Below are 22,327 nucleotides of genomic sequence, written 5' to 3'. Positions count from 1 at the left end.
ACGACTCCTCTTACTTGCCACGTGCGGCCAGGACTTCAGCCGGTTGGACGATATTCTCGGCGGCCTTGTTCGACCAGCTGTTGCGGGTGTAGGTGATTACGGCCGCGATGTCGGAATCCGACAGCTGCTTCCAGGCCGGCATCTCGGACGGGAACTTGCCCGACTTCTTGCCGTTCAGGAGCACGTGGATCTGGTCCGCTTTCGGGCCGTTCACCACCGGCGAGCCGTCCAGCGCGGCGAACGCGCCCGGCACGCCCTTGCCGTTGGCCTGGTGGCAGACCACGCAGTTGGTGCTGTAGATCTTCTCGCCCTTGGTCTTCAGTTCGTCCAGGGTCCAGACCTTGCTCGGGTCATCGGCCAGCGCGGCCATCTCGGCCTGCTTCTTGGCGACCCAGGCGCTGTAGTCCGCATCGGAGACGACTTTCACGACGATCGGCATGAAGGCATGCTCCTTGCCGCACAGTTCCACGCAGTTGCCGCGGTAGGTGCCGATCTTTTCGGCCTTGAACCAGGTGTCGCGCACGAAGCCCGGGATCGCGTCCTGCTTCACGGCGAAGGCCGGGATGGTCCAGGCGTGGATCACGTCGTTGGCGGTGGTGACGATGCGGATCTTCTTGTTCACCGGGACCACGACTTCGTTGTCCACTTCCAGCAGGTAGTTCTCGGTACGGGCCACGGTCGGTGCGACGCCCGGGCTGCCGACGGCGGCGCGCGGGGTGGCGATGTTGGAGATGAAGTTGATGCCCTTGCCTTCGCCGGCCAGGTATTCATAGCCCCACTTCCACTGCATGCCGGTGGCCTTGATGGTCACGTCGGCGTTGGAGGTGTCCTTCATCGCGACCACGGTCTTGGTGGCCGGGAGGGCCATGCCGATCACGATCAGGAAGGGGACGATGGTCCAGGCGATTTCGACCGCGGTCGATTCATGGAAGGTCGCCGGCTTGTGGCCCAGCGATTTGCGGTGCTTGAGGATGGAATAAAACATCACGCCAAACACAGCGATGAAGATCACCAGGCAGACCAGCATCATCCAGTTGTGCAGGCTGTTGACCTCGGTCGCGATGCCCGTCACCGGCATTTGCAGATCCAGCTGGTGCGCGACGGGCCGGCCCTGCACACCTTCCGGTGCTGCGAGTGCCGGGATGCTGGCCGCTGCCGCGAGGCCGAGCATCAACGCTTGAAGCCGCTTTACATAAGTCATATCCCCAACCACCTAAAGAAAGAATGTTTTTCAAAACGGCGGTTGTGGCCCATGAAACGCTGGCACTTCCGCCGCTTCCTTAAACCTTTTTTATCGCGCTGGGCCGGTGTTCTGGCGGCGCTCTTTTGTTTTGTCCTTGCTCAAAAAATCAGCATTTAAGAGCTTTGTGGACAAAATTAGCGGTTGATTATACTCAAGCGCAAGGATCTACATCAAGGAAATACCTTGTAATTCTGCTAGGGCTTCTTGCTTTTACGGCCGATGTGTTGCGGCGGCGGTCACTGCGGCTTGCGGGGTTGGAAGCGGATGATCGCTTCCCCGGACGCCGTGGTACGTGGCGCGGGGCGGAACGCGTGGCCGTACACGATCTCGAAGGTGAGGTGCAGCTTGCCGTCGGGGCGGCGCTGGTTGTCCAGGGCGTGTTCCATCTTTTTCCAGGCGTCTTTGCCGATCAGGCCGCGGCGGCGGGTGGCCAGGGGGTTCCCGCCGAGGGCTTGCACGTCCTGCAACAGCGCCTGGGACGAGTCGTAGGTCACGGTCAGTTTTTCCATGTCCATCACCGGGGTCGAAAAGCCGGCTTCCACCAGCTGGTCGCCAAAGTCATGCATGTCCACGAAGGGCAGCGTGTGCGGGGTGCCGTCCAGCTCCCCGAAGGCGGCGGCGACTTCGCGCAAGGTGTCGGGGCCGAAAGTGGAGAACATGAGCAGGCCCTCCACGCGCAGCACGCGGCGCCACTCGGCGAACACGCGGTCAGGCTGGGGGTGCCAGTGCAGTGCGAGGTTGGACCAGATCAGGTCCAGGGAGTTCTGCGCCAGGGGCAGGTTGCCGAGGTCGGCGCAGAGTTTGTCGAGGCCCGCCTTGCTGGGGAGGAGCTTGTCAAAAAGGGTTTTCCTTGGCGCGGGGATGGACTGGAGCATCGGTTCGGAGCCGTCCAGGGCCAGCAGGTGGGCAGCGGGGAAGCGCTCTTGCAGGGTCGGCAAGTCGGCGCCGCTGCCGCAGCCGGCGTCCAGCACGTGGCGGGGGACGATCTTGATGACCTGCAGGCGCTCATGCATACGCTGGGCGATCTCGCGGCGCACCTCGTCCACCAGTGTCGAAAAGTCCGTGCCCTCATCGGCCAGGCGCCGCTGCAGCGTGCGCTCGCTGATCAACAGCCGCCTGGCGACCTGCTCGCGCAGCGCCCCGCCTTGGTCGATCATCGACACCAGCAGGTTCTGCACCTTGGACGTGAACGTGGTGCGGCGTGCCTGCGCCAGCCGGTCTTCCAGCAGGCGCAGCAGGCCTTCGGCCGCCAGCGGGTTGCAGGTCGGGATCGGCGTGAGCAGATCGCGATTCGAAAAGATCATCGCGTTGCGCGTTGCGTTGAAGCGCACCGGGCAGCCAAAGCGCTCCTCATAGGGACGGCTCTCCGGGGGCACCGGGAAGGCATACTCCATTGCCACCGGGTGCAACTCCGGTTGCTGCACCACGAAGCGCATGGTGGACAGCAGCATGGACCAGGTGAAATCGTAGCGCTGGTGCGGCACGGCCCGCTTGCCGCCGACCAGGTGCAGGGCGATCAGCGTGCGGTCGCCGTCATGCTCGATCGAGGCGCGCACGGTCGGTGTGACCAGCGGCATGTAGCGCAGCAGGCTATCCGCCGCGGTCTTGAGATTGGGCGAGGCCAGCATCACGTGGCCGAGCACGCCGAGCCAGCTGAGCGGATGCGGCGAGGTCACGCGGAAGCCCAGCAGGTCGTCGCCGGACACCTCCGCCAGCTTTTCCCACAGCAGGCTGAATTTGTCCGAGACCGCCTGGATGTCGTGGCTGTCCTCGTCGACATCGATCTGGTCCAGCCCCGCCTGGTGGAACAGGCGCTCGACGTCGAACCCATCCATTGCCAGGCAGACCTTGATGCGCCGGACGACGTCCGTGGCCGAGGAATACTTCATACCCCGCCCCACGCCAGGCGGCGCGCGCCGTGAACTTTGCCCATGATCGTCTCCGCATTTCTTATTTTGCTGCCCGTCATCCGCGAGCTGTTTTTTATTATGTGGCGCTCGTTTCTTGTGCAGCGTTAAAAAATGATCCCGTCTTTATCAAAAAGCGATCATATCGAGAGCCGAATTGCCGAGTTTGAGCGTGCGCAAGCGTGCGTCACGGCGGCGAAGTGTTGCGTTTTTACCGAAAGCGAGCCCATCCGCGGCCCGTAACGACGGCTCAAGGCGCGTGCAGGCGGGCCTGCTGGCGCACCCGCGCCGGGGTGATGCCGTAGGCCGTGTTGAAGCAGGCCGTCATGTGGCTCTGGCTGTTGAACCCGCACTGGGCGGCCACGCGGGCGATGGAAAAGCTGGTGCGGGTGAGCAGCTCGCGCACCTTTTCCAGCCTCAACTGCATGACGTAGCGGTGTGGCGTGACGCCCATCGCTTCTTGAAAGATGCGGCGGAAATGGGATTCGGACACGCCGGCCCGCTCGGCCAGTTCGGCGTTGGACAACTCTTCCGACAAATGGTTCTGCATCCATTCGAGCACGTGCTGCAGCCGGCCCAGCTGCAGAGCGTCGGCCGGCCCGCTGGGGCCGGCACGCCCGTCCAGCACGCGGCACACCTGCTCCACCATCAGGATTGAGACGCGCTCGACAAAGGCCAGGTCCGGCTGGGTCACGCGCGAGATTTCCGAGACGATCTGCTGCGCCCCGGCCGCCACCAGCGGATCGGAGAAGTGGGCCGAACGCCCGCGTGCGCCCAGCAGGCGCTTGAGACGCTGCACGTTGTCGGCCGACTCATCGAGGAAATGGATGATGGCCATGTCGACCGCGCCGCCGAAGTTCCAGCGGCTGGCAAAGCCCGGCTGGAACAGGGCCGAGGTGCTGGGAATGAAATTGAACTGGCTGGTCGGTTTGCGGCCCACCGTCGCGCGCGCGCCGCCGAGCAGGCACAGCAGCACCATGCTGTCGAGCGAGGGCACCTCGCACTGGTTGAGCTGGAAGATGTAGCGGTCCACCCGCAGCGGCATGGCCCCGCGCACGTCCGTGCTGACCGCCGGCTGGCAGCCCAAGGCCGAGCTGATGCGATCCCACGTTTTCATGAAGCGCTGTCCCCGATGAACGTTTTTTAACAAAAACGATAGCGTTTTATAGCATCAGATCAAGTTTGCTGCATCGAAAATAGGATATGTTCCCCGGATTCGTGGCAAAGACGACACGTTTTTGGCGTCATCGGTAGAGACCGCTTAACGAATAAGAGCGGCCCGGTGCAAAGGGACATCCAAACAGGGATTGGCCACGCAGCCAGTCCGGAGGAGACGACATGTACACAGTCCTGCTGGGCATCCTGGCCGTGGTGCTGGGCGGCACCGGCCTATGGTCGCGCCATGAACCGGCCGACCGGCCGCTGGACCAGTTCGACCTGTCCCCCGCCATGGTCGGCGGCGGCGCGGGCGAGCGGCTGGTCAAGATCGAGCCGATGTCCGAGCTCAAGTTCAAGCACATCGTCCACCAGGCCTACGACTACAGCTGCGGCTCGGCCGCGCTGGTCACCATCCTCAACTATCACCTGGGTATCAAAGTGTCCGAACAGGACTCGATGGAAGGGATGATGGACAAAGGCGAGAAGGACAAGATCATCGCCCGCCGCGGCTTTTCCCTGCTGGACATGAAGCGCTATGTGGCCTCGCTGGGCGTGCAGTCGGCCGGCTTCAAGGCCGAGATGAAGGACCTGGAGGAGCTGAAGGACCCGGCCATCGTGCCGATCGACTACGCCGGCTTCAAGCACTTCGTGGTGTTCCGCGGCGTGCGCGACGGCCTGGTGTTCGTGGCCGACCCGGCCATGGGCAACATCACCTTTTCCGTGACCGAGTTTGCCACCCTGTGGGATGGCAACACGCTGTTCCTGGTCTACCCGCCCAAGGACAAGCCCGCCGTCGCCCAGCTGGCCCTGACCGACCAGGAGCTCGGCGTGATCGACCCCGACCGCATCCGCGGCCGCGCGACGCTCGGTCCGATCAGCAATGCCCATGCGATGGAACGCCTGCTCAATGGGCAGGGCGGCATCTCCATCCACAAACAATGAATCGAAACACACGCCTGCCTGAAGGATCCGCCATGAAGAACCGCTTCCGCCTCGCCCTCGCCGCCAGCGCCCTGGCCGCCCTGCCCGCCGTCCACGCGCAGCAGCAGCCCGCCCAGCCGACCAGCGAGGCCGTGCGCGACGCGCTCGCCAAGAAGGCCGACGACACCGACCAGACCAGCCTGCTTAAGGAAACCCTGACCGCGGTCGACAAGCAGTACACCCTGATCAAGCGCGGCCAGACCCTGCTGACCTACGACCTGAACTACGCCTACATCGGCCAGGAGAAGATCAACACCGACCTTTCGTCCGGCAACGCGACCCTGTTCTCGATCGAGAACCAGAACTCGCACACCTTCACCAACACCCTGCTGGTCGACTACGGCCTGCGCGACAACGTCACCGCCAGCGTCACCCTGCCCTTCGTGTCGCGCTACTCGGACAGCGACACCTTCAACGGCACCTCCAACAGCATCGGCGACATCACGCTAGGCGCCCGCGTGCAGCCGTTCTCGGCCCAGCGCGACCAGGCCTCGCTGACCTTCACCAGCAGCCTGCGCCTGCCGACCGGCGACAGCCCGTTCAAGGTCGATCCCGGCAAGGGTTTGGCGACCGGCTCCGGCCTGACCACGCTGACCCTGGGTATGAACGTGAACAAGATCGTCGATCCGGTGGCCCTGTTCGGGTCGTTCAACGTGGGCGCCAGCGCGCCCGCCAAGCACCTGTCGCAGAACATCGGCGGCGCCAAGCTGAAGACCGTGCGGCCAGGCTCGACCATCGGCTTCGGCATGGGCTTCGCCTATGCGCTGTCGTACAAGATCACCACCTCGTTCTCCTTCCAGGAGCAGATCTCGGCAGGTTCGCGCCTGTCCTTCGACAACGGACGCGAGGCCAAGACCAGTACCCAGTCCGCCGGCATCCTGTCGATCGGCGCGGGCTACCGCATGTCGCCCAAGACCACGCTCAACGTGGTGGTCGGCATCGGCCTGACCGCCGCGGCGCCGAACATGAACATCGACGTCAGCCTGCCGCTGAGCTTCTGACGTCCGTGATTCAGACGAGCGTCCGATGAAGCGCTATCTCCTCCCGGGCCTGCTGGCCGGCAGTGCCGGCCTGGTCCACGCCGGGGTCACGGACAACCTGGTGGTGAGCCCGCGCGCGATGGCGCTGGGGAATGCGGTGACGGCCGACCCAGGCGGCATCGAATCGATCCACTTCAATCCGGCCGGGCTGGCCAGCCTGACCGGCTACCAGCACACGGACACGCTGTTCATCGCCTCGATCCGCGCGCACAGCAAGTTCAAGACCGCGCCGGACATCGATATCGGCGGCTTCAAGGACGACCCGATCAACAACACCGAGACCGGTCCGGTGCGCCAGGCGATGGCCCTGCCCTTCCTCGGGATCCCGAAGGCGCGCCTGCCTGCGGTGGTGGTGCCCGGGCTCGGCTTTTCCTGGAACAACCCGGGCTCGCGGCTGACCTTTGCCACCGGCGTCTACCTGTCGCAGGCGATGTCGATCGACCGCACCAAGGATGCTAACGACCCCGGCCGTTTCGACGGCCGTTTGATCCAGCTGCAGCGCCTGGTCTACCTGTCGCCCGCGATCGGCTACAAGCTGACCGACACGCTCAAGGTCGGCATCTCGGTGCCGATCGCCTACGCCAACTTCGCCATCAACACCGACTTCCGCGCGCCCAACAAGCTGCTGGGGACGGTCGGCGCGCTGCAGAAAGGCGTGTGTCCGAACGGCAGCGGCAATATCATCGACACGCTGACCTTCGGCCTGTGCGGCGGCGGCCCCGAGGGCATGGTGGACCCGTTCAAAAAGGCCGCCAACATCGACTTCGACATGCACTCCTCGTTCGACCCGACGGTCAACCTGGGCGTGCTGTGGGAACCCAAGCCCTGGTTCGCGCTGGGCGCGGTGTACCAGGGCGGCACCTCGACCACTTTCGTCGGCACCTACAACTTCCACAGCGAGCCGATGCTGCGCCAGTTCGTGAAAGGCCTGAACAGTTCGCTGCTGGGGCCGATCGTGGCGGGCGTGGCCGCACTGCCGCAGGAGATTCCCGAGTACCAGAGCGGCAACTTGACCGCCAAGATCCCCTTCCCATTCCGCGTCCAGGTCGGCATGAAGCTGAAAGTCACCGACTACGCGCAGCTCAACGTCGACGCCATGTATGCGGACTGGAAAAAGTGGGAATACCTGACCTTCCGTTTCGACCAGAGCATCAAGCTGCTGGAGATGGCGCGCCTGTTCGGCCACGCCAACTCGACCCAAGCCACCTTCCCGATGGGTTTCCGCAGCGTGACCAACATGGCCTACGGGCTGCAGCTGTTCCCCACCAAGTCGCTGACGTTGCGGTTCGGCTACGAGCCGCGCAAGAGCTCGATCCCCGGCGACAAGATCAGCTTGCTGACGCCGCTGCCCGATACCAAACTCAAGAGCGTGGGAGTACGCTACCAGTTCCACAACGGCGCCGAACTCAACGTGACGGGCAGCTACATGAAGGGGACCTACAACGTGCCGGCCCGCACCGACTGCAACCTGAACTGCGACGGCTTTTTCAACCTGATCTACAACCCCTACGCCGCGACCACTGTGTCGGGCGACCTGATCGTGCGCTACTTCGGCGTCTCGTTCACGCGGCCATTCTGAACAACGTACAAGGAGATTCCCATGCTGAAGTTGACCCTAGCCGCTCTCGCGCTCTGCGCGGCGGGCTCATGCGCCGCGCAGGCGGTGCCCGCATCCAAGCAGGCGCTGGTGGACCGCGTGCTCGCCAAGATGCACACCGAGAACGTCGGGCTGGCCATGCTGCAGGCGCCAGTGGCGGAATCGGTGCGCCAGTCGCGCGCCATGCTGCAGGGCCGCGCCACGCCCGAGAAGGCCGAGGCGGCCATGAAGGACATCACGGCCGAGGCCGAAAAGTTCTTTGCCAAGAACGCGCCGCTGGTGAAAGCCAGCACCCAGACCGCGGTCAAGACCAAGATCGCGCCCATGCTGGCCGAGAAGTTCAGCGAAGAGGAACTGAAGCAGCTGGCCGCCTTCCTGGAGTCGCCGCTCCGCGCCAAGTTCGAGGCGCTGGCGCCCGAGCTGCAAAAGACCATCGGGGAAAGCGTGGCCGCGCAGCTGCAGGGCCAGATCAAGCCGGAGATGGCGGCGCTGCAGGAAAAAATCGGCCTGCGCCTGCGCGCCGCCGTCACTCCGTAAGCCGCTGATGCCGCCCTTCAAGGAGAACAACCATGGATTGGCTCTACCAGAACGACAAGCGCTCCCAGCTCGGCCAGATTCTGCTTGGCAAAAAGCTGATCTCGGAAGACCTGCTCAACAAGGCGATCGAGGAACAGGGCCGCAGCGGCAAGCGCCTCGGTGAGATTCTGGCGGACTGGAAGGTCATCACCGACCGCCAGATCCAGAGCGCGATCCGGCGCCAGCGCAACCTGCGCCTGGCCGCGGGGGTGGCCACGGCCCTGCTCGGCCCGCTGCAAGCCTACGCGGCCGTGGCGGTGGCGCCGGCGGCGGCGGTGGCGGTGCGCTCGCTGAATTCGGAGAAGGAAGATCGGGGGGCCGCCGAGGGGGCCGGCACGGGCGGCAGCATGCGTCCGCTGACCGACGAAGAGCTCGGCAGCATCGCGGCCCAGGGTATCCCCGAGCAGGCCCTGCAGGAACAGGCGCGCCATGCCGAGATGCAGCTGTCCTACTTGAACGCGCACGGGACGCAGATCGACCCGGCGCGCGCGGCTGCCAGCATCATGCAGACGCCGGATGGCATGCGGGTGTTGACGGAGATGTCCAAGATCTTCAATCCGCTCTCGATGCTGCTGGGCGCGACCACCACGGTCAAGGACGTGGTCTACGATCCGGCCAATTCGGTCTCGCACATCAACAAGGACGGCTCGATCACCCTGCGGCTGCCGAGCACGATCGGCGAGATCAGCTTCAAGAACATCCGCGTGGCAGGCGCGACCAGCGGGCCGAGCTTCGGCAGCATCGACATCAAGAACATCGACCTGCGCGGCACCACCATCACCGTCACGCCACGCTGAGCCGGGCGGAGCGCCGAACCGCGCACGGCTGGCCGCGCGGCTGGTATTCCACAGCGCCTGTGCTTTAATGGATGAAGGGTCGTCCCTCCATCCTTTGCACAGGTGCCATCGTGTTCATACCCTTTTCGGAAATCCCCGAGCCGCACATCGTGGTGATGATGCTGATCGGCGTGATCCTGGTCGGCGTGCGCGCGAGCCGCGTGCTGAGCCGGGAGAAGTTCGAGCCGCCGGACGTGTCCTAGCGGCGGTTCAGACGGTCGCTGCCGCCTGGCACAGCGTGTGCACCTTGCACAGCGTGCTCCAGTTGCGCGACGTGGTGCCGTCGCCCAGCGCCTTGCCGACCGCGGCGGCGGCGCGGCTTTCCAGGATGCCTTCGGGGCACCACACATAGGCCGCGCGCGTGCCCACGGCCAGCGCCTCGCGGCCCCAGTCCATGGCGGTCAGCGGTTCGACCAGGGCCCGGTCCTTCGGTTTGGTCAGGATGAAGGTCATCAGGCGGGAATGCTCGGTGGCCACATCGAGCAGGGGATTCTCATCGACCACCTCGGCCAGCTCGTCGCTGGCCAGCACGGTGACGCGCGCCGTCACCCCGACCTTCATCACCAGCGCTTCCTCGATGCGGGTGGCGATGGCCTTGGGCTGGGCGCGCTGGCCCTGGAACACGACGTTCCCGCTGTTGAGTACGCTCTTCACCTCGACAAAGCCGAGCTCGCCGATCAGCGTCCGCAGGTCGGCCATCGCGATCCGCTTGGCCCGCCCCACATTGATGCCGCGAAGAAGTGCGACGTAACAGCGCATATCCGTCGTGTTCATGGGCCGCATGCTACCGTTACTCGATGAAAGCGGGCGCGTGCTTGATCTGCGCGTTCTGCTCGTAGTCGTGCTGGATCCACAGCACCGCCTTGTTAGCCTTCAGGAAGTCACCCATCTCGTTCATGGCCTTTACCGACAGCTCCTTGTCATAGTTGAAGCTGGGCACGCGGCGGTTGGCCCAGTTTTCCGTGAAGTGGGCCAGATCGCCGGACAGCACCACGTTGCCGGTCTTGGGCAGCTTCAGGAACAGCGACTGGTGGCCCGGGGTATGGCCGATGGCGCGCTTGATCACCACGCTGCCGTCGCCGAACACGTCATGGTCGCCGGTGAGTTCCTGGACCGGATTGTCCTTCAGGGTCGGATAGGTCTTCGGGTCGTTGCCGTACTTGGCCGCGTCCGGGCCGAACGCGCTCGCGTATTCTTCCTTCTGCATCAGCAGGGTCGATTTCGGGAACAGGCCGACGTTGCCGATGTGGTCGAAATGCATGTGCGAGATGCCGAGATAGGTGACCTGCAGGGGATCGTAGCCGATGGCCTTGATCTGGCTGGCCAGGGTGCGGTCCCGCTTGAGGTGATAGGACTTGCCCATGTCCATGCCATCCTTTTTCTCGGCCAGCGCGTCCGGCAGGCCAGTGTCCCACACCAGCGTGCCCTTCGGATGCGCGATCAGGTAGCAGGTGTCGGTCAGCTTCTTGTGCTTGCCGACATTCACGCCGGGGCTGAACTGCGAGATGTCGGCCACGTCGATGGTGCCGCAGTCGAGCACGTACACGCGCAGCGACTTGACGGGCGCGGGCGCGGCGGAGGCGGCCAAGGCGGCCGGAGCGGCCACGGTGGCCAGGACGAGGCTGGCGCCCAGGGCGCGCAGGGTGCGGGTCATATTGTTCTCCTTGTTGACAGTGAAGTGGGGTGAAACAAGTGGATTTTTATTTCTCTTTTGGACCAGAAACCAGAAAAAAATTCCCTCAGCGCTGATGCTGCCGCGCCGCCTGCACGGCGGGGCGCGCGGCCACGCGGGCATGCAGCGCGCGCACCTGCGGGAACGGCGCGAGGTCGAACTTGACGTGTCCGGCCCAGTCGGTCACGACGTAGAAGAAGACGTCGGCCAGCGTGTACTGGCTGCCCGTCAGGTACTCCTTCCCGGCCAGCTGCGCCTCGGTGTATTCGTAGCGCTTCTTCAGCGTCGAGTATGCCTGCGCACGCATCTCGTCCGAGCCATGCGGGTTGAACAGGGCGCCGTAGTTCTTGTGCATCTCGCTGCTGATGAAGTTCAGCCATTCGACGGTGTGGTAGCGCGCCAGCTGGCCGCACGGCGCCAGCAGGCCGTGGTTGTCGGCGGCCATGTCGGCCAAGTATTGCATGATGGCCGGGCCTTCGGTCAGCAGTTCCCCATTGTCGAGCTGCAGCGCGGGCACATAGCCCTTGGCGTTGATGGCGCGGTAATCGCCGCCGCCGTCGAGCTCCTTGGTCTGCAGGTTGACCTTCTGGCTGTCATGCGGGATGCCGAGCTCGTGCAGCACGATGTGGGGCGCCAGCGCGCACGTGCCCGGGGCAAAGAACAGTTTCATGGTGATCCTTTCCGATGTATTCCGGTGGCGCCGGCGACCCGGCGCGAAGCATGGCGAGAATACAACAGATCGGCCGGGGCCGCTGAACCGGATCAGGCCAGCGCGGCCGGGCGCGGCTCGGTCTCGGCCTGCGGAGTCACGCGCGGGATGCGCAGGGTGAAGTGGGTGCCCTGCCCCGGCGTGCTGGCCACCGTGATGGTGCCCGCAAACTGCTTGACCACCAGGTTGTACACGATGTTCAGGCCCAGGCCGGTGCCGCCCTGCCCGCGGCGGGTGGTGAAGAAGGGGTCGAAGATGCGGTCCAGGATGTCCGGCGGGATGCCCTTGCCGTCGTCTTTCACGTGCAGCTCGACCATGTCGCCGTCCAGCCGCGCATCGATCTGGATGTGGCCGGCGGTGTCGATGTCGAACGCGTGCTCGACGCAGTTGAGGGTGAGGTTGGTGATCACCTGGGCGAAGGCGCCGGGGTAGCTGTCCAGCACCACGTCGGCCGGGCAGGAAATCGACAGGCGGATCGGCGTCTTCTTCAGCTTGGGCTGCAGGCTGGAGACGATCTCTTCCACGTACTCCTTGAGCCCGAACGGGCGCCGCGCCTCGCTGGTCTGGTCCACTGCGATCTGCTTGAAACTGTGGATCAAATGCGCCGCGCGGTAGGCGTTGTTCATGATGAGGCTGGCGCTTTCGCTGGCCGTGTCCAGGTAGCGCAGCACTTCGGATTTCTTGAGGCCGGTCGTGTGGACGGCGGCCTGGACCTCGTCCGTGGCGGCCTTCAGCACCGAAGCGCTGGTCAGCGCGATGCCGACCGGCGTGTTGATCTCATGCGCCACGCCCGCCACCAGCCCGCCGAGCGAGGCCAGCCGTTCGGCCTGCAGCAGCGACTCCTGGGTCTGGCGCAGCTCCTGCAGCGCGCGCGCCGTTTCCTCGGCCGAGCGGCGCGCCTGGTCTTCCGCCTCGCGCGTGTGCTCCAGGGTCGACTTCATGCGCCGCTGGATCTGGTTGAAGCCACGGATCACGTCGCCGACCTCATCGCGCCGGCGCTCGGGCAGCTCTTCCACCTCCGAGCCGCGCGTGGCCAGGTCGAACAGGCGGTCGCGCAGGCTCTTCAACGGCTCGAAGATCACCCGCAAGCTGGCCGAGAGCGCCAGTACGAGGATGGTGTCCAGCAGCAGGATCTCGGCGACCTTACGCAGCAATTCATGCTGCAGCGCCGCCGTGATCTGCTCCCGGGTGAAATAGATGGTGACCTTGCCAACCGTGACCGGCTTGGCCGAGGAGGTGGTGGCGTCCGAGAACACCAGCGCGGCCTCGACCTTGTCGCCCACCGGCTCGTCCCTGCCCAGCGGGCCGATCCGTCCGTCCGGCTCGCGCGCCTTGCCCGAGAACAGGCCGACCGAGGCATCGTAGACCCGGATCGCCAGCACCTCCGGCGGCAGCATCTCGGCCTCGACGATGCTGTCGACCTTGGACTTGTCCAGGTCCCACAGCGCCGACGGCAAGCTGATCTGCAAGCGCGTGAGCACGCCCTGCCGCAGCCGCTGGTGGCTTTCTTCGAGATCCTTACCGAGGGAATACTGCGCGTAACTGCCCGAGATCGTCAGCACGACCGTGACAATCAGGACGAACAGAAGTTTGAGACGGCTCTGGATGCTGAACATGCGCGCTCGATAGCGGTTGCTTCAGCACCAATGTACGGGAACCCCTGCTGCAAGGCAAGGAAAGTGTTGCCGGAGTGCGATGCTCCGGACCGGAAGGACACCCGACGTAGACCCTACGCCGGGCAAGTCGCATTAACGCATGGCACGGCAGTCACGACTGCTGCCATGCCAGCGCATTATTGTGCATTGCCCGAGCCTTTGTTTTCGCTGGCAGCGGACGAGGCCCCGGACGATTGCTGGGACTGGCCCTGTGCTTGACCCTGCTGTGCAGCCGCGGCGGCGGCAGCTTCCATCGCAGCCTTCTGCTCGGGCTTCGGGCGGCCCTGGGCGTCGGACAGGCGGTACTTGGTGCGGCGGTCGCCCATCAGGTCGCGCAGGTCGCGGATGCTCATGCCGGTGACTTCATGCATGCGGATCAGCAGCGAGGCGCCCACCGGCAGGCGGTGGTGGCGGATCTTGGAGATGACCGGCGGGGCCACTTCCAGCATCCGCGACAGCGCAGCGTCGTTCTTCAGTTGCATTTTGCCCAGCAGGATGTCGAGCAGGTGATTCGGGTTGTAACTTTCTTGAGATGCCAGAGCGTGATGCTGTGCCATGATTTTCCTCACTCACGTTAGTTGAAATAGTGCGCCTCTCCGCAGCGCGACCTGCTTCCACTACTTGCATTCTTAACAAAAATTATTGATGCCTTGCCTGCCTGGCTCGCTCGACCGCGACAGGCTGCCGTTTGTTAAAAATCAAGCTATCACGTGGAAACCTTGTCACAAACACATTTCAACACATGAGGCCATTTAGCGGCGCACGCAAGACATTGTTTTCATCAACTGTGAAAAATTATGATGAAAAAATGTTCGTGAGTTCTCACAAGAACGACACTTTGTTTGCGAAATCACAAGGAATTACAATAAAAATATTGATTCCAGAGCAATTAGGATTTGACGTCGATCTTCCCGCCCACGCGCTGCTGCACCGATTGCTGTTCGGCCGCCTGGCGCGCGGCCTGCACGCGGTGCGCGTACGCTTCCTGCTGCGCCGCCTGGGCCTGCTCCTTGATGTGCTGTGCTTCCGGATCCTGCCGTGGCTTCATCTGTTCCTGCTGCTGTTTCACCTGGCTGGCCTCGGCGGTGGACTTGCTGTCCTGCTGCCGCTGGGCGTCCTGCCGCAGCTGGTGCACCGCCTGGCTGGTGCTGTTCACGAGTCCCACATTCGCCATCTGCGCTCCCCTTGTTATATTGATCTGCTTTTACTGTAGAGATAGTTTTACGAAAAGCAATGCCATTTTGATCATATCGGCGCCCGTTTGGCAAGCAGGGATTTTGGCCGGCACCCTGGAATTACGGTAAACTTCCGCTCTTGCCCTGCCGCCGGCGCGGGCGCACTGATCACCATTCACGGCTCACCATGCAGAAAAAAGTCTTCATCAAAACCTTCGGCTGCCAGATGAACGAGTACGACTCCGACAAGATGGCGGACGTCCTCGGCGCCTCCGATGGCCTGGTGCGCACTGAAACGCCGGAAGACGCGGACGTGATCCTGCTGAACACCTGCTCCGTGCGTGAGAAGGCCCAGGAAAAAGTGTTCTCCGACCTGGGCCGCCTGCGCGAGCTGAAGACCGCCAAGCCCGACCTGATCATCGGCGTGGGCGGCTGCGTCGCTTCGCAGGAAGGCGCCGCCATCGTCAAGCGCGCGCCGTATGTGGACATGGTGTTCGGCCCGCAAACCCTGCACCGCCTGCCGCAGATGATCCAGCTGCGCCGCGACTCCGGCCGCGCCCAGGTGGACATCAGCTTCCCCGAGATCGAAAAGTTCGATCACCTGCCGCCGGCGCGCGTGGAAGGCGCCACCGCCTACGTCTCCATCATGGAAGGCTGCAGCAAGTACTGCTCCTACTGCGTGGTGCCCTACACCCGCGGCGAGGAAGTCTCGCGCCGCTTCGAGGACGTGCTGACCGAAGTCGCGGGCCTCGCCGCCCAAGGGGTGCGCGAAGTGACCCTGCTGGGCCAGAACGTGAACGCCTTCCGCGGCCCGATGGAAGACGGCACCATCGCCGACTTCGCGCTGCTGATCGAGTACGTGGCCGAAATTCCGGGCATCGAACGGATCCGCTTCGTTACCAGCCACCCAAAGGAATTCACCCAGCGCCTGATCGATACCTACGCCAAGGTGCCCAAGCTGGTGAACCACCTCTACCTGCCCGCGCAGCATGGCTCGGACAAGATCCTCGGCGCCATGAAGCGCGGCTACACGGCGCTCGAATACAAGTCCATCATCCGCCGTATCCGCGCCGTGCGGCCGGATATCACCATCTCCTCGGACTTCATCGTCGGCTTCCCCGGCGAGACCGACGCCGACTTCGACGCGCTGATGAAGCTCATCACGGACGTCAATTTCGACAACAGCTACAGCTTCATCTTCAGCAAGCGCCCCGGCACCCCGGCCGCCAACCTGGCAGACGACACCCCGCACGAGGTCAAGCTGCGCCGCCTGCAGCATCTGCAGGCCGTGGTGGACGAGCAGACCCGCCGCATCAGCGCGGGCATGGTCGGGCGCGTCGAGCGTATCCTGGTCGACGGCCCGTCCAAGAAGGGCGACGGTGAAATGCAGGGCCGCACCGAGAACAACCGCGTGGTGGTGTTCGACGGCGGCGCGAACGGTGCGTCGCTCGTGGGCCAGCTGGTCGATACTCGTATCACCGAAACCCTTCATTACTCCCTGCGCGGTGAACTGGTCGCCAGCGCAGCCGAACTTGCGAAAGCGTCGTAAGCCCTTTGAAAAAGACTCCTCAACAGCCGTCGTACTTCATCCCCGAGCCCCTCGATAACACGCGGCTGGCCCACCTGTGCGGGCCGCTGGACGAGAACCTGCGCCAGATCTCGGCGGCGCTGGACGTGACCATCTTCCGCCGCGGCGAAAAATTCATCGTCAGCGGTGCCAACGCCGAGCGTGCGGTCGAGATCCTGGAACGCTTCTACGCGGTGGCCAACAAGATCGTGCCGATCGAGGAGGTGCAGCTGGCCCTCGTCGAGCAGCGCACCGGCATCAAGCCGCACATCCCCAAGCCGGAGCCGGAAGCGGAAGCGGCGGACGATGACGACGGCGAGCCGGAAGAACTGGTCAGCCCCACCCTCAAGACCCGCCGCGCCGACCTGCGCGGCCGCACCCCGCACCAGATCGAATACCTGAAGGCCGTGCTGGAGCACGACATCAGTTTCGGCATCGGCCCGGCCGGCACCGGCAAGACCTACCTCGCCGTCGCCTGCGCGGTGGATGCGCTGGAGCGCGACGCCGTCAAGCGCATCATCCTCACCCGCCCTGCCGTCGAAGCGGGCGAGCGCCTCGGCTTCCTGCCCGGTGACCTGTCGCAGAAAGTGGACCCGTATCTGCGCCCCTTGTACGACGCGCTGTACGACCTGCTGGGCTTCGACCGCACCCAGAAGATGTTCGAGAAACAGGTCATCGAAATCGCGCCGCTGGCCTACATGCGCGGGCGCACCCTGAACCACGCCTTCGTGATCCTCGACGAGGCGCAGAACACCACCGTGGAACAGATGAAGATGTTCCTCACCCGGATCGGCTTCGGCTCCAAGGCCGTGGTCACCGGCGACGTCACCCAGGTCGACCTGCACAAGACCATGAAGAGCGGCCTGGTGGACGCCATGCAGGTGCTGCGCGACGTGCGCGGCATCGCCTTCACGCAGTTCTCGTCGGCCGACGTGGTGCGCCACCCGCTGGTCGCGCGCATCGTCGATGCGTACGAAACGCACGCCTCGGCGCAGGAACTGATCCCTCTCCCCAAACCGGCCACCCGCAATGCCCGCACCAAAAAATAAGCTCACGCTCTCCGTGCAGTACGCCGACAAGCGGCTGCAGGAGACCATCCCCCGCCCCACCATCCGCAAGTGGGTGCAGGCCGCCCTCATGGCGGACGCCGAGCTGGCGATCCGCTTCGTCGACACCGCCGAAGGCCAGGTCCTGAACCGCGACTACCGCGGCAAGGACTACGCCACCAACGTGCTCACCTTCGCCTACACCGAGGACGAGAACGAACCGACCCGCGCCGACATCATTCTCTGCACCGACGTCCTGCTCAAGGAAGCCGAAGAGCAGAAGAAGACGATCGAGGAGCACGTCGCGCACCTGATCGTGCACGGTGTGCTGCACGCGCAGGGCTATGACCACATGGAAGAGACGGATGCCGAGGAGATGGAAAACCTCGAAGCCTCCATCCTCGAAGGCCTGGGCTACCCCGACCCGTACCTGTAGCGTACAAGTGACGGCAGCGATGCTTTGATGCGCCTCAATCGAGGGGCTAGATGCATCGCTAAACTCGGCGTTCGGTCCATTCCCTCCGAACGCCATGACTCCCTTCCTCCGCACGCCGTGGCAGCATGTCGCGTTCGTCGTTGGCACACTGCTCGCCGCGAGCGCGGCCTCTGCCGGCACCGCCGCGACGCCCGCCCCCACCGCCGAGCACCGCCTGGCTGAGCGCATCCTCCCCACCATTGGCTATACGCCGCGCGCGCTGTTTGTCGGCGAAGTGCATGGCACCGAGCAGGCGGTGGCGGTGTTTGCCAACATCGTGCAGGAGTACGCGGACAACGGCGAGCAGTTCATCGTCGGACTGGAGCTGCCGCCGTCGGAAGAGGAGCTGGTCAACCGCTTCCTCGAGTCGTCGGATGACGAAGTGGCTGCCGCGCGGCGTGCCATGCTGGCCTCCGCGTTCTGGCAGCGGCCGGCCACGGTCAATGACGGCCGTGCCAGCATCGCCATGGTTCAGCTGCTGGAATACCTGCGCGCCTTGCGCCAGAATCAGGGCAGCGCCTTCGAGCAGGCGGTCTGCTTCCAGAGCGGCACGGACGAAGCGGCGGCCCAGCGCCTGCAGGCCGCGCTGGCCTGGTACCCCGGAGCCAAACTGCTCACCCTGAGCGGCAACGTCCATGCGATGAAGAAGCGGCCGGACGGCGCCGCGCCCGCGCTGCCGGCCTACTTTGCTACCGAAGGCAGCTTCACGATCGACGTGCGCACCAATGGCGGCGCGGCCTGGCAGTGCCGTGCGGGCGGCAAGTGCGGGCTCGCATCGCTGCCGCGTCCCGCGGGCCGCAAACCGCCCTGCGACCGCTGCCTGGTGCTGGACGACGCGCTCGAAAACTTCGACGCCATCTACAGCATCGCCACCCCCGCCACCGCCAGCCGCCCGGCCAGCGAATTGGTCAGCCCGCGCTGAGTTCAGACCTTGGCGCGCGCGGGCGTTGCCGCCGGAGCCGCAGCGGGAGCCGCCGCCAGCGCCTTCGCAATCGGCAGCCGGCGCACCCGCTTGCCCGTCGCCGCAAACACCGCATTCGCAATCGCCGCGAACACGCAAGCCGTCCCCGGTTCGCCGATCCCGCCCGGATCCTCGGTGCTGTTGACGATGTAGACCTCCACCGCCGGCGCCTCGTTCATCCGCATCATGCGGTAGTCGCTGAAGTTGGACTGCTGCACCCGCCCCTTATCGAAGGTGATTTCGCCCCACAGCGCGGCGGTGGCGCCAAAGATCACACCCCCTTCGATCTGCGCGACGACACCGTCCGGATTCACGGCCTGCCCGCAGTCCACCGCGCACACCACCCGGTGCACGCGTACCTCGTTGTCCGCGCCGACCGACACCTCGGCCACCTGCGCCATATAACTCCCGAACGCAAACTGCAGCGACACCCCGCGCCCCATCTTGCGCCCGGCGACTGCCGCCAGCGGCTTGCCCCACCCGGCCTTCTCGGCCGCTGTGTTGAGCACCGTGAGCAGCCGCGGCGACTTGGTGAGCAGTGCGCGCCGGTAGGCCACTGGATCGATCTTCGCGTTGTGCGCCAGTTCGTCGATGAAGCTCTCGACCACGAAGATATTGTGTGTCGGCCCCACCCCGCGCCAGAACGCCGTGGCCACCGGCGGCTCGTGCCGCACGTATTCCACGCGCACATTGGGGATCGCATACGGCACATCCTTCGCGCCTTCCACTCCGTCCGGGTCGACGCCATCCTTCATCGCCGCCGGGGCAAAGCGCGACATGATCGACGACCCGGTCACGCGGTGGAACCACGCCACCGGCATGCCCTTGTCATCCACCTTGGCCGACAGCCGGTCGTAGTAATAGGGCCGGTACATGTCGTGCTGGATGTCCTCCTCGCGCGTCCACACCACCTTGAGCGGCTGGCCGACCATCTGCTTCGCGAACAGCACCGCCTGAGTCACGTTGTCCACTTCCAGCCGCCGCCCGAAGCCGCCGCCGATATACTGGTTGTACACCTTGACTTTCTCCAGCGGCAGCCCGGTCGCCTTGGCCGCTGCGCCCTGCGCCAGCGCGGGCACCTGGGTCCCGACGTGCAGCTCGCACAGGTCATTGGTGAGCAGCACGGTGCAGTTCATCGGCTCCATCGTCGCGTGGGCCAGGAACGGCAGCTCGTAGACCGCATCGATGCGCCGCCCACCGCCCGAAGTGAGCGCCTTGTTCACGTCCCCATCGTTGCGCGCCACCGCCCCGGCCTTGCTGGACGCCGCCGCCATGTCCCGCGCAATGGTCGCGCTGCTCATGCCGCCGTTCGCCCCATCGTTCCACTGCGGCGCCAGCGCGGCGAGGCCCTGCTTGGCCGCCCACATGTGGTCCCCGGCCACCGCCACCGCATTCTCGATCTTGAGGATCTTGCGCACGCCCGGCACCGCCATCGCCTTGTCGTCCTGGGTACCTGTCAATTTGCCATTGGTGACGGGCGAGGTCGCAACCGTGGCCACCAGCATGTTCGGCAGCCGCACGTCGATCCCGAACTGCGCGGTGCCATCGGTCTTGATGGCCGAGTCCATGCGGTAGTGGTTTTTGCCGATCAGGCGGAATTGCGTGCGGTCCTTGAGCTGCACTTCCTTCGGCACATCCAGCTTGGACGCCGCCTCCACCAGCTCCCCGTAGTGCAGCGACCTATTGGACGCCCCATGCGAGATCACGCCATTGTTCACCGTGAGCGAGTCGGCCCCCACATTCCACTGCTTGGCCGCTGCCTGGAACAGCACCGCGCGCGCCGCCGCACCGGCCGTGCGCAGGGGCTTCCACGCGCCCCGCACCGAGGTCGAGCCGCCGGTCACCTGCCCGCCCAGCAGCGGGTCGCCGTACAGTTCGTTGTTGGCAGGCGCCTGCTCCAGCTTCACCTTGGAGAGGTCGCAGCCCAGTTCCTCCGCGATCAGCATCGGAATCGAGGTGAAGGTCCCCTGCCCCATCTCCACTTTCGGCATGATCAGGGTGACGATGCCCGCGCGGTCGATGCGGATGAAGGCATTCGGGTGCAGCCCGGCGTCCGTGCCGGTGACGTTGCTGGTGGCCGCGCCCACCGCCGCTTCCGGCGGTTTCTCCTGCCGCGCCGCCGAATTGCCTTCGTCCTTGCGCGAGCAGCCAGGAATGAAGAAGCTCACCAGCAGGCCGCCACCCGCCGCCGCACCGACCTTCAGGAAATCACGCCGCGTGGTGCTCATGCCGGGCCTCCCTGCGCCGCGATCTTGATCGCCTTGCGGATCCGTCCATACGTTCCGCAGCGGCAGATGTTCCCGGCCATCGCATCATCGATGTCGGCGTCGGTCGGATTCGGCTTGCCCTTCAGGAGCGCGGTGGCGGACATGATTTGGCCGGACTGGCAGTACCCGCACTGCACCACGTCGATCTTGCGCCACGCGTCCTGCACGCGGCGGCCGACCGGGTCCTGCCCGATCGCCTCGATGGTGGTGATGGCCTTGCCCACCGCCGCCGACACCGGCGTCACGCAGGAGCGGACCGGCTGCCCGTCCAGGTGGACCGTGCAGGCGCCGCACAGCGACACTCCGCAGCCGAATTTGGTCCCGGTCAGGCCCGCGACATCGCGCAGGGCCCACAGCAAGGGCATATCGTCCGGCACGTTGAGCGTCGTGTCCTTGCCGTTGATGGATAGCGTAGGCATGGCTTCCCCTTCCTTCTTGCAGAGCGTGTGGTGAGAAAACCAATATAGGCCAAGGCCCGCCGCGACAGCGCACGGAAGCTCGCGCGCACCTGCCCAAAAAACGGGCAAAATCCGATTTGGTGTATCCTATCCCCCTTCGCAACAACGGCGTCACGCCAACTATGCCCGAGTATCCCTCAGACGTCAGAAATGACGGCAAGCCGCACCACCGGTCCCTGTTTGAACGGCTGACCGCACTCATCTCCCCCGAGCCAGAAAACCGGGACGAACTCCTCGAAGTCCTGCACGACGCCCACCAGCGCAACCTGATCGATGCCGACGCGCTGTCGATGATCGAAGGCGTGTTCCAGGTGTCCGACCTCTCGGCGCGCGACATCATGGTCCCGCGCTCGCAGATGGATGTCATCGACATCTCCAAGCCCATCGACGACTGGATGCCCATCGTGCTGGCCACCGCGCATTCGCGCTTCCCGGCCATCGAGGGCGACCGCGACAAGGTGGTCGGCATCCTGCTGGCCAAGGACCTGCTGCGCTACTACGCCGAGGAATCGTTCGACGTGCGCGACATGCTGCGCCCCGCGATCTACATCCCCGAGTCCAAGCGCCTGAACATCCTGCTGCGCGACTTCCGCGCCAACCACAATCACATGGCGATCGTGGTGGATGAATACAGCGGCGTCGCCGGCCTGATCACGATCGAGGACGTGCTGGAACAGATCGTCGGCGACATCGAGGACGAATACGATTTCGACGAAGAGGAAGACAACGTCCTCTCCATCAAGGAGGGCCAGCTCGGCCCGCGCTGGCGCGTCAAGGCGCTGACGGAAGTCGAGCAGTTCAATGAGGAGATCGGCGTCAACCTGCCCGAGGACGATGCCGACACCATCGGCGGGCTGGTGGCCAACCACCTGGGCCGCATGCCGCACAAGGGCGACGTGTTCGACATCGACAACCTGCGTTTCGAAGTGCTGCGCGCCGACGCGCGCCAGATCCACGTCCTGCTCGTCGAGAAGCTGCCCCAGGCCGAAGACGAACAAGATTAA

General features: G+C 64.8%; 21 protein-coding genes and 2 pseudogenes. 11 read left to right on the top strand and 12 right to left on the bottom strand.

The features are described 5' to 3' along the window. Positions 1-10: 10 nt before the first annotated feature. From coxB to E4L96_RS11400, 4 genes and pseudogenes are all read right to left on the bottom strand, one after another. Positions 11-1,201 (bottom strand): cytochrome c oxidase subunit II, encoded by a 1,191-nt coding sequence (coxB, locus tag E4L96_RS11410; RefSeq protein ID WP_167758668.1) that lies wholly within the window; start codon positions 1,199-1,201, stop codon positions 11-13. Positions 1,202-1,479: 278 nt separating this feature from the next. Beyond that, positions 1,480-2,286: pseudogene (locus E4L96_RS24335) on the bottom strand (methyltransferase domain-containing protein); the annotation flags it as partial. Between the two features lie 240 nt (positions 2,287-2,526). After that, a pseudogene (locus E4L96_RS24330) lies at positions 2,527-3,078 on the bottom strand (AraC family transcriptional regulator); the annotation flags it as partial. Between the two features lie 322 nt (positions 3,079-3,400). Next, on the bottom strand, positions 3,401-4,267 hold the full coding sequence (locus E4L96_RS11400; RefSeq protein WP_135207341.1) for a helix-turn-helix domain-containing protein: 867 nt from the start codon (positions 4,265-4,267) through the stop codon (positions 3,401-3,403). Between the two features lie 221 nt (positions 4,268-4,488). Here E4L96_RS11400 and E4L96_RS11395 point away from each other — a divergent pair, with 221 nt between their 5' ends. The 6 genes from E4L96_RS11395 to E4L96_RS24575 all read left to right on the top strand — a co-directional run bounded on the left by E4L96_RS11395 (position 4,489) and on the right by E4L96_RS24575 (position 9,541). After that, the gene (locus tag E4L96_RS11395; RefSeq protein ID WP_135207340.1) at positions 4,489-5,250 is read left to right on the top strand and encodes a C39 family peptidase; all 762 of its coding nucleotides are present in this window, start codon (positions 4,489-4,491) and stop codon (positions 5,248-5,250) included. Positions 5,251-5,282: 32 nt separating this feature from the next. Beyond that, positions 5,283-6,290: a transporter gene (locus E4L96_RS11390; protein WP_135207339.1), complete on the top strand. Its 1,008-nt coding sequence runs from the start codon at positions 5,283-5,285 to the stop codon at positions 6,288-6,290. A 25-nt stretch (positions 6,291-6,315) separates the two neighbouring features. Next, a complete protein-coding gene (locus E4L96_RS11385) occupies positions 6,316-7,908 on the top strand; it encodes an OmpP1/FadL family transporter (RefSeq protein ID WP_135207338.1) in 1,593 nt (530 codons plus the stop codon). A 21-nt stretch (positions 7,909-7,929) separates the two neighbouring features. Then, positions 7,930-8,463 (top strand): DUF2059 domain-containing protein, encoded by a 534-nt coding sequence (locus E4L96_RS11380; RefSeq protein ID WP_135207337.1) that lies wholly within the window; start codon positions 7,930-7,932, stop codon positions 8,461-8,463. Positions 8,464-8,495: 32 nt separating this feature from the next. Next, a complete protein-coding gene (locus E4L96_RS11375; RefSeq protein ID WP_135207336.1) occupies positions 8,496-9,299 on the top strand; it encodes a cyclic di-GMP-binding domain-containing protein, MshE-related in 804 nt (267 codons plus the stop codon). Positions 9,300-9,409: 110 nt separating this feature from the next. Continuing rightward, a complete protein-coding gene (locus E4L96_RS24575; RefSeq protein WP_267874328.1) occupies positions 9,410-9,541 on the top strand; it encodes a hypothetical protein in 132 nt (43 codons plus the stop codon). 7 nt (positions 9,542-9,548) lie between these two features. Here E4L96_RS24575 and E4L96_RS11370 read toward each other — a convergent pair whose 3' ends face one another. The 6 genes from E4L96_RS11370 to E4L96_RS11345 all read right to left on the bottom strand — a co-directional run bounded on the left by E4L96_RS11370 (position 9,549) and on the right by E4L96_RS11345 (position 14,548). Then, positions 9,549-10,112 (bottom strand): DUF1697 domain-containing protein, encoded by a 564-nt coding sequence (locus E4L96_RS11370; protein WP_135207335.1) that lies wholly within the window; start codon positions 10,110-10,112, stop codon positions 9,549-9,551. Positions 10,113-10,128: 16 nt separating this feature from the next. After that, the gene (locus E4L96_RS11365; RefSeq protein ID WP_135207334.1) at positions 10,129-10,992 is read right to left on the bottom strand and encodes an N-acyl homoserine lactonase family protein; all 864 of its coding nucleotides are present in this window, start codon (positions 10,990-10,992) and stop codon (positions 10,129-10,131) included. A gap of 85 nt (positions 10,993-11,077) precedes the next feature. Then, positions 11,078-11,680, bottom strand: coding sequence for a glutathione transferase GstA (gene gstA / locus E4L96_RS11360; protein WP_135207333.1), 603 nt, complete (start codon positions 11,678-11,680; stop codon positions 11,078-11,080). A 92-nt stretch (positions 11,681-11,772) separates the two neighbouring features. Next, entirely contained in the window at positions 11,773-13,335 is a 1,563-nt protein-coding gene (locus E4L96_RS11355; RefSeq protein ID WP_135207332.1) for a sensor histidine kinase, read from the bottom strand. Between the two features lie 176 nt (positions 13,336-13,511). After that, complete coding sequence (locus E4L96_RS11350) at positions 13,512-13,931, bottom strand: hypothetical protein (protein ID WP_135207331.1); 420 nt, start codon at positions 13,929-13,931, stop codon at positions 13,512-13,514. Between the two features lie 332 nt (positions 13,932-14,263). Beyond that, a complete protein-coding gene (locus tag E4L96_RS11345; protein ID WP_167758667.1) occupies positions 14,264-14,548 on the bottom strand; it encodes a hypothetical protein in 285 nt (94 codons plus the stop codon). A 188-nt stretch (positions 14,549-14,736) separates the two neighbouring features. Between E4L96_RS11345 and miaB the strand changes: the two genes are divergently transcribed. The 4 genes from miaB (at position 14,737) to E4L96_RS11325 (ending at position 18,559) form a co-directional block, all read left to right on the top strand. Continuing rightward, entirely contained in the window at positions 14,737-16,098 is a 1,362-nt protein-coding gene (miaB, locus tag E4L96_RS11340; protein WP_135207329.1) for a tRNA (N6-isopentenyl adenosine(37)-C2)-methylthiotransferase MiaB, read from the top strand. 5 nt (positions 16,099-16,103) lie between these two features. Further along, entirely contained in the window at positions 16,104-17,165 is a 1,062-nt protein-coding gene (locus tag E4L96_RS11335) for a PhoH family protein (RefSeq protein ID WP_135207328.1), read from the top strand. Beyond that, the gene (gene ybeY, locus E4L96_RS11330; RefSeq protein WP_135207327.1) at positions 17,146-17,598 is read left to right on the top strand and encodes an rRNA maturation RNase YbeY; all 453 of its coding nucleotides are present in this window, start codon (positions 17,146-17,148) and stop codon (positions 17,596-17,598) included. The genes E4L96_RS11335 and ybeY overlap by 20 nt, the downstream gene beginning before the upstream one ends. Before the next feature lie 94 nt (positions 17,599-17,692). Continuing rightward, positions 17,693-18,559, top strand: coding sequence for a hypothetical protein (locus E4L96_RS11325; RefSeq protein WP_135207326.1), 867 nt, complete (start codon positions 17,693-17,695; stop codon positions 18,557-18,559). A gap of 2 nt (positions 18,560-18,561) precedes the next feature. On the opposite strand, the gene E4L96_RS11320 is transcribed toward E4L96_RS11325, so the two are convergent. Together E4L96_RS11320 and E4L96_RS11315 are read right to left on the bottom strand one after the other, a co-directional pair. Further along, positions 18,562-20,826 carry a xanthine dehydrogenase family protein molybdopterin-binding subunit gene (locus tag E4L96_RS11320; protein WP_135207325.1) on the bottom strand — a complete coding sequence of 755 codons (2,265 nt, stop codon included), beginning with the start codon at positions 20,824-20,826 and terminating at the stop codon, positions 18,562-18,564. Continuing rightward, positions 20,823-21,284: a (2Fe-2S)-binding protein gene (locus E4L96_RS11315; RefSeq protein ID WP_135207324.1), complete on the bottom strand. Its 462-nt coding sequence runs from the start codon at positions 21,282-21,284 to the stop codon at positions 20,823-20,825. The genes E4L96_RS11320 and E4L96_RS11315 overlap by 4 nt, the downstream gene beginning before the upstream one ends. Positions 21,285-21,445: 161 nt before the next feature. Here E4L96_RS11315 and E4L96_RS11310 point away from each other — a divergent pair, with 161 nt between their 5' ends. Further along, the gene (locus tag E4L96_RS11310) at positions 21,446-22,327 is read left to right on the top strand and encodes a CorC family transporter (protein ID WP_135207323.1); all 882 of its coding nucleotides are present in this window, start codon (positions 21,446-21,448) and stop codon (positions 22,325-22,327) included.

This window comes from Zemynaea arenosa, assembly GCF_004614185.1.
GTDB classification, from domain to species: Bacteria; Pseudomonadota; Gammaproteobacteria; order Burkholderiales; family Burkholderiaceae_D; genus Telluria; species Telluria arenosa.
Note: the sequence above shows the minus strand (reverse complement) of the source record. Positions and strands in the feature narration are given on the sequence as shown.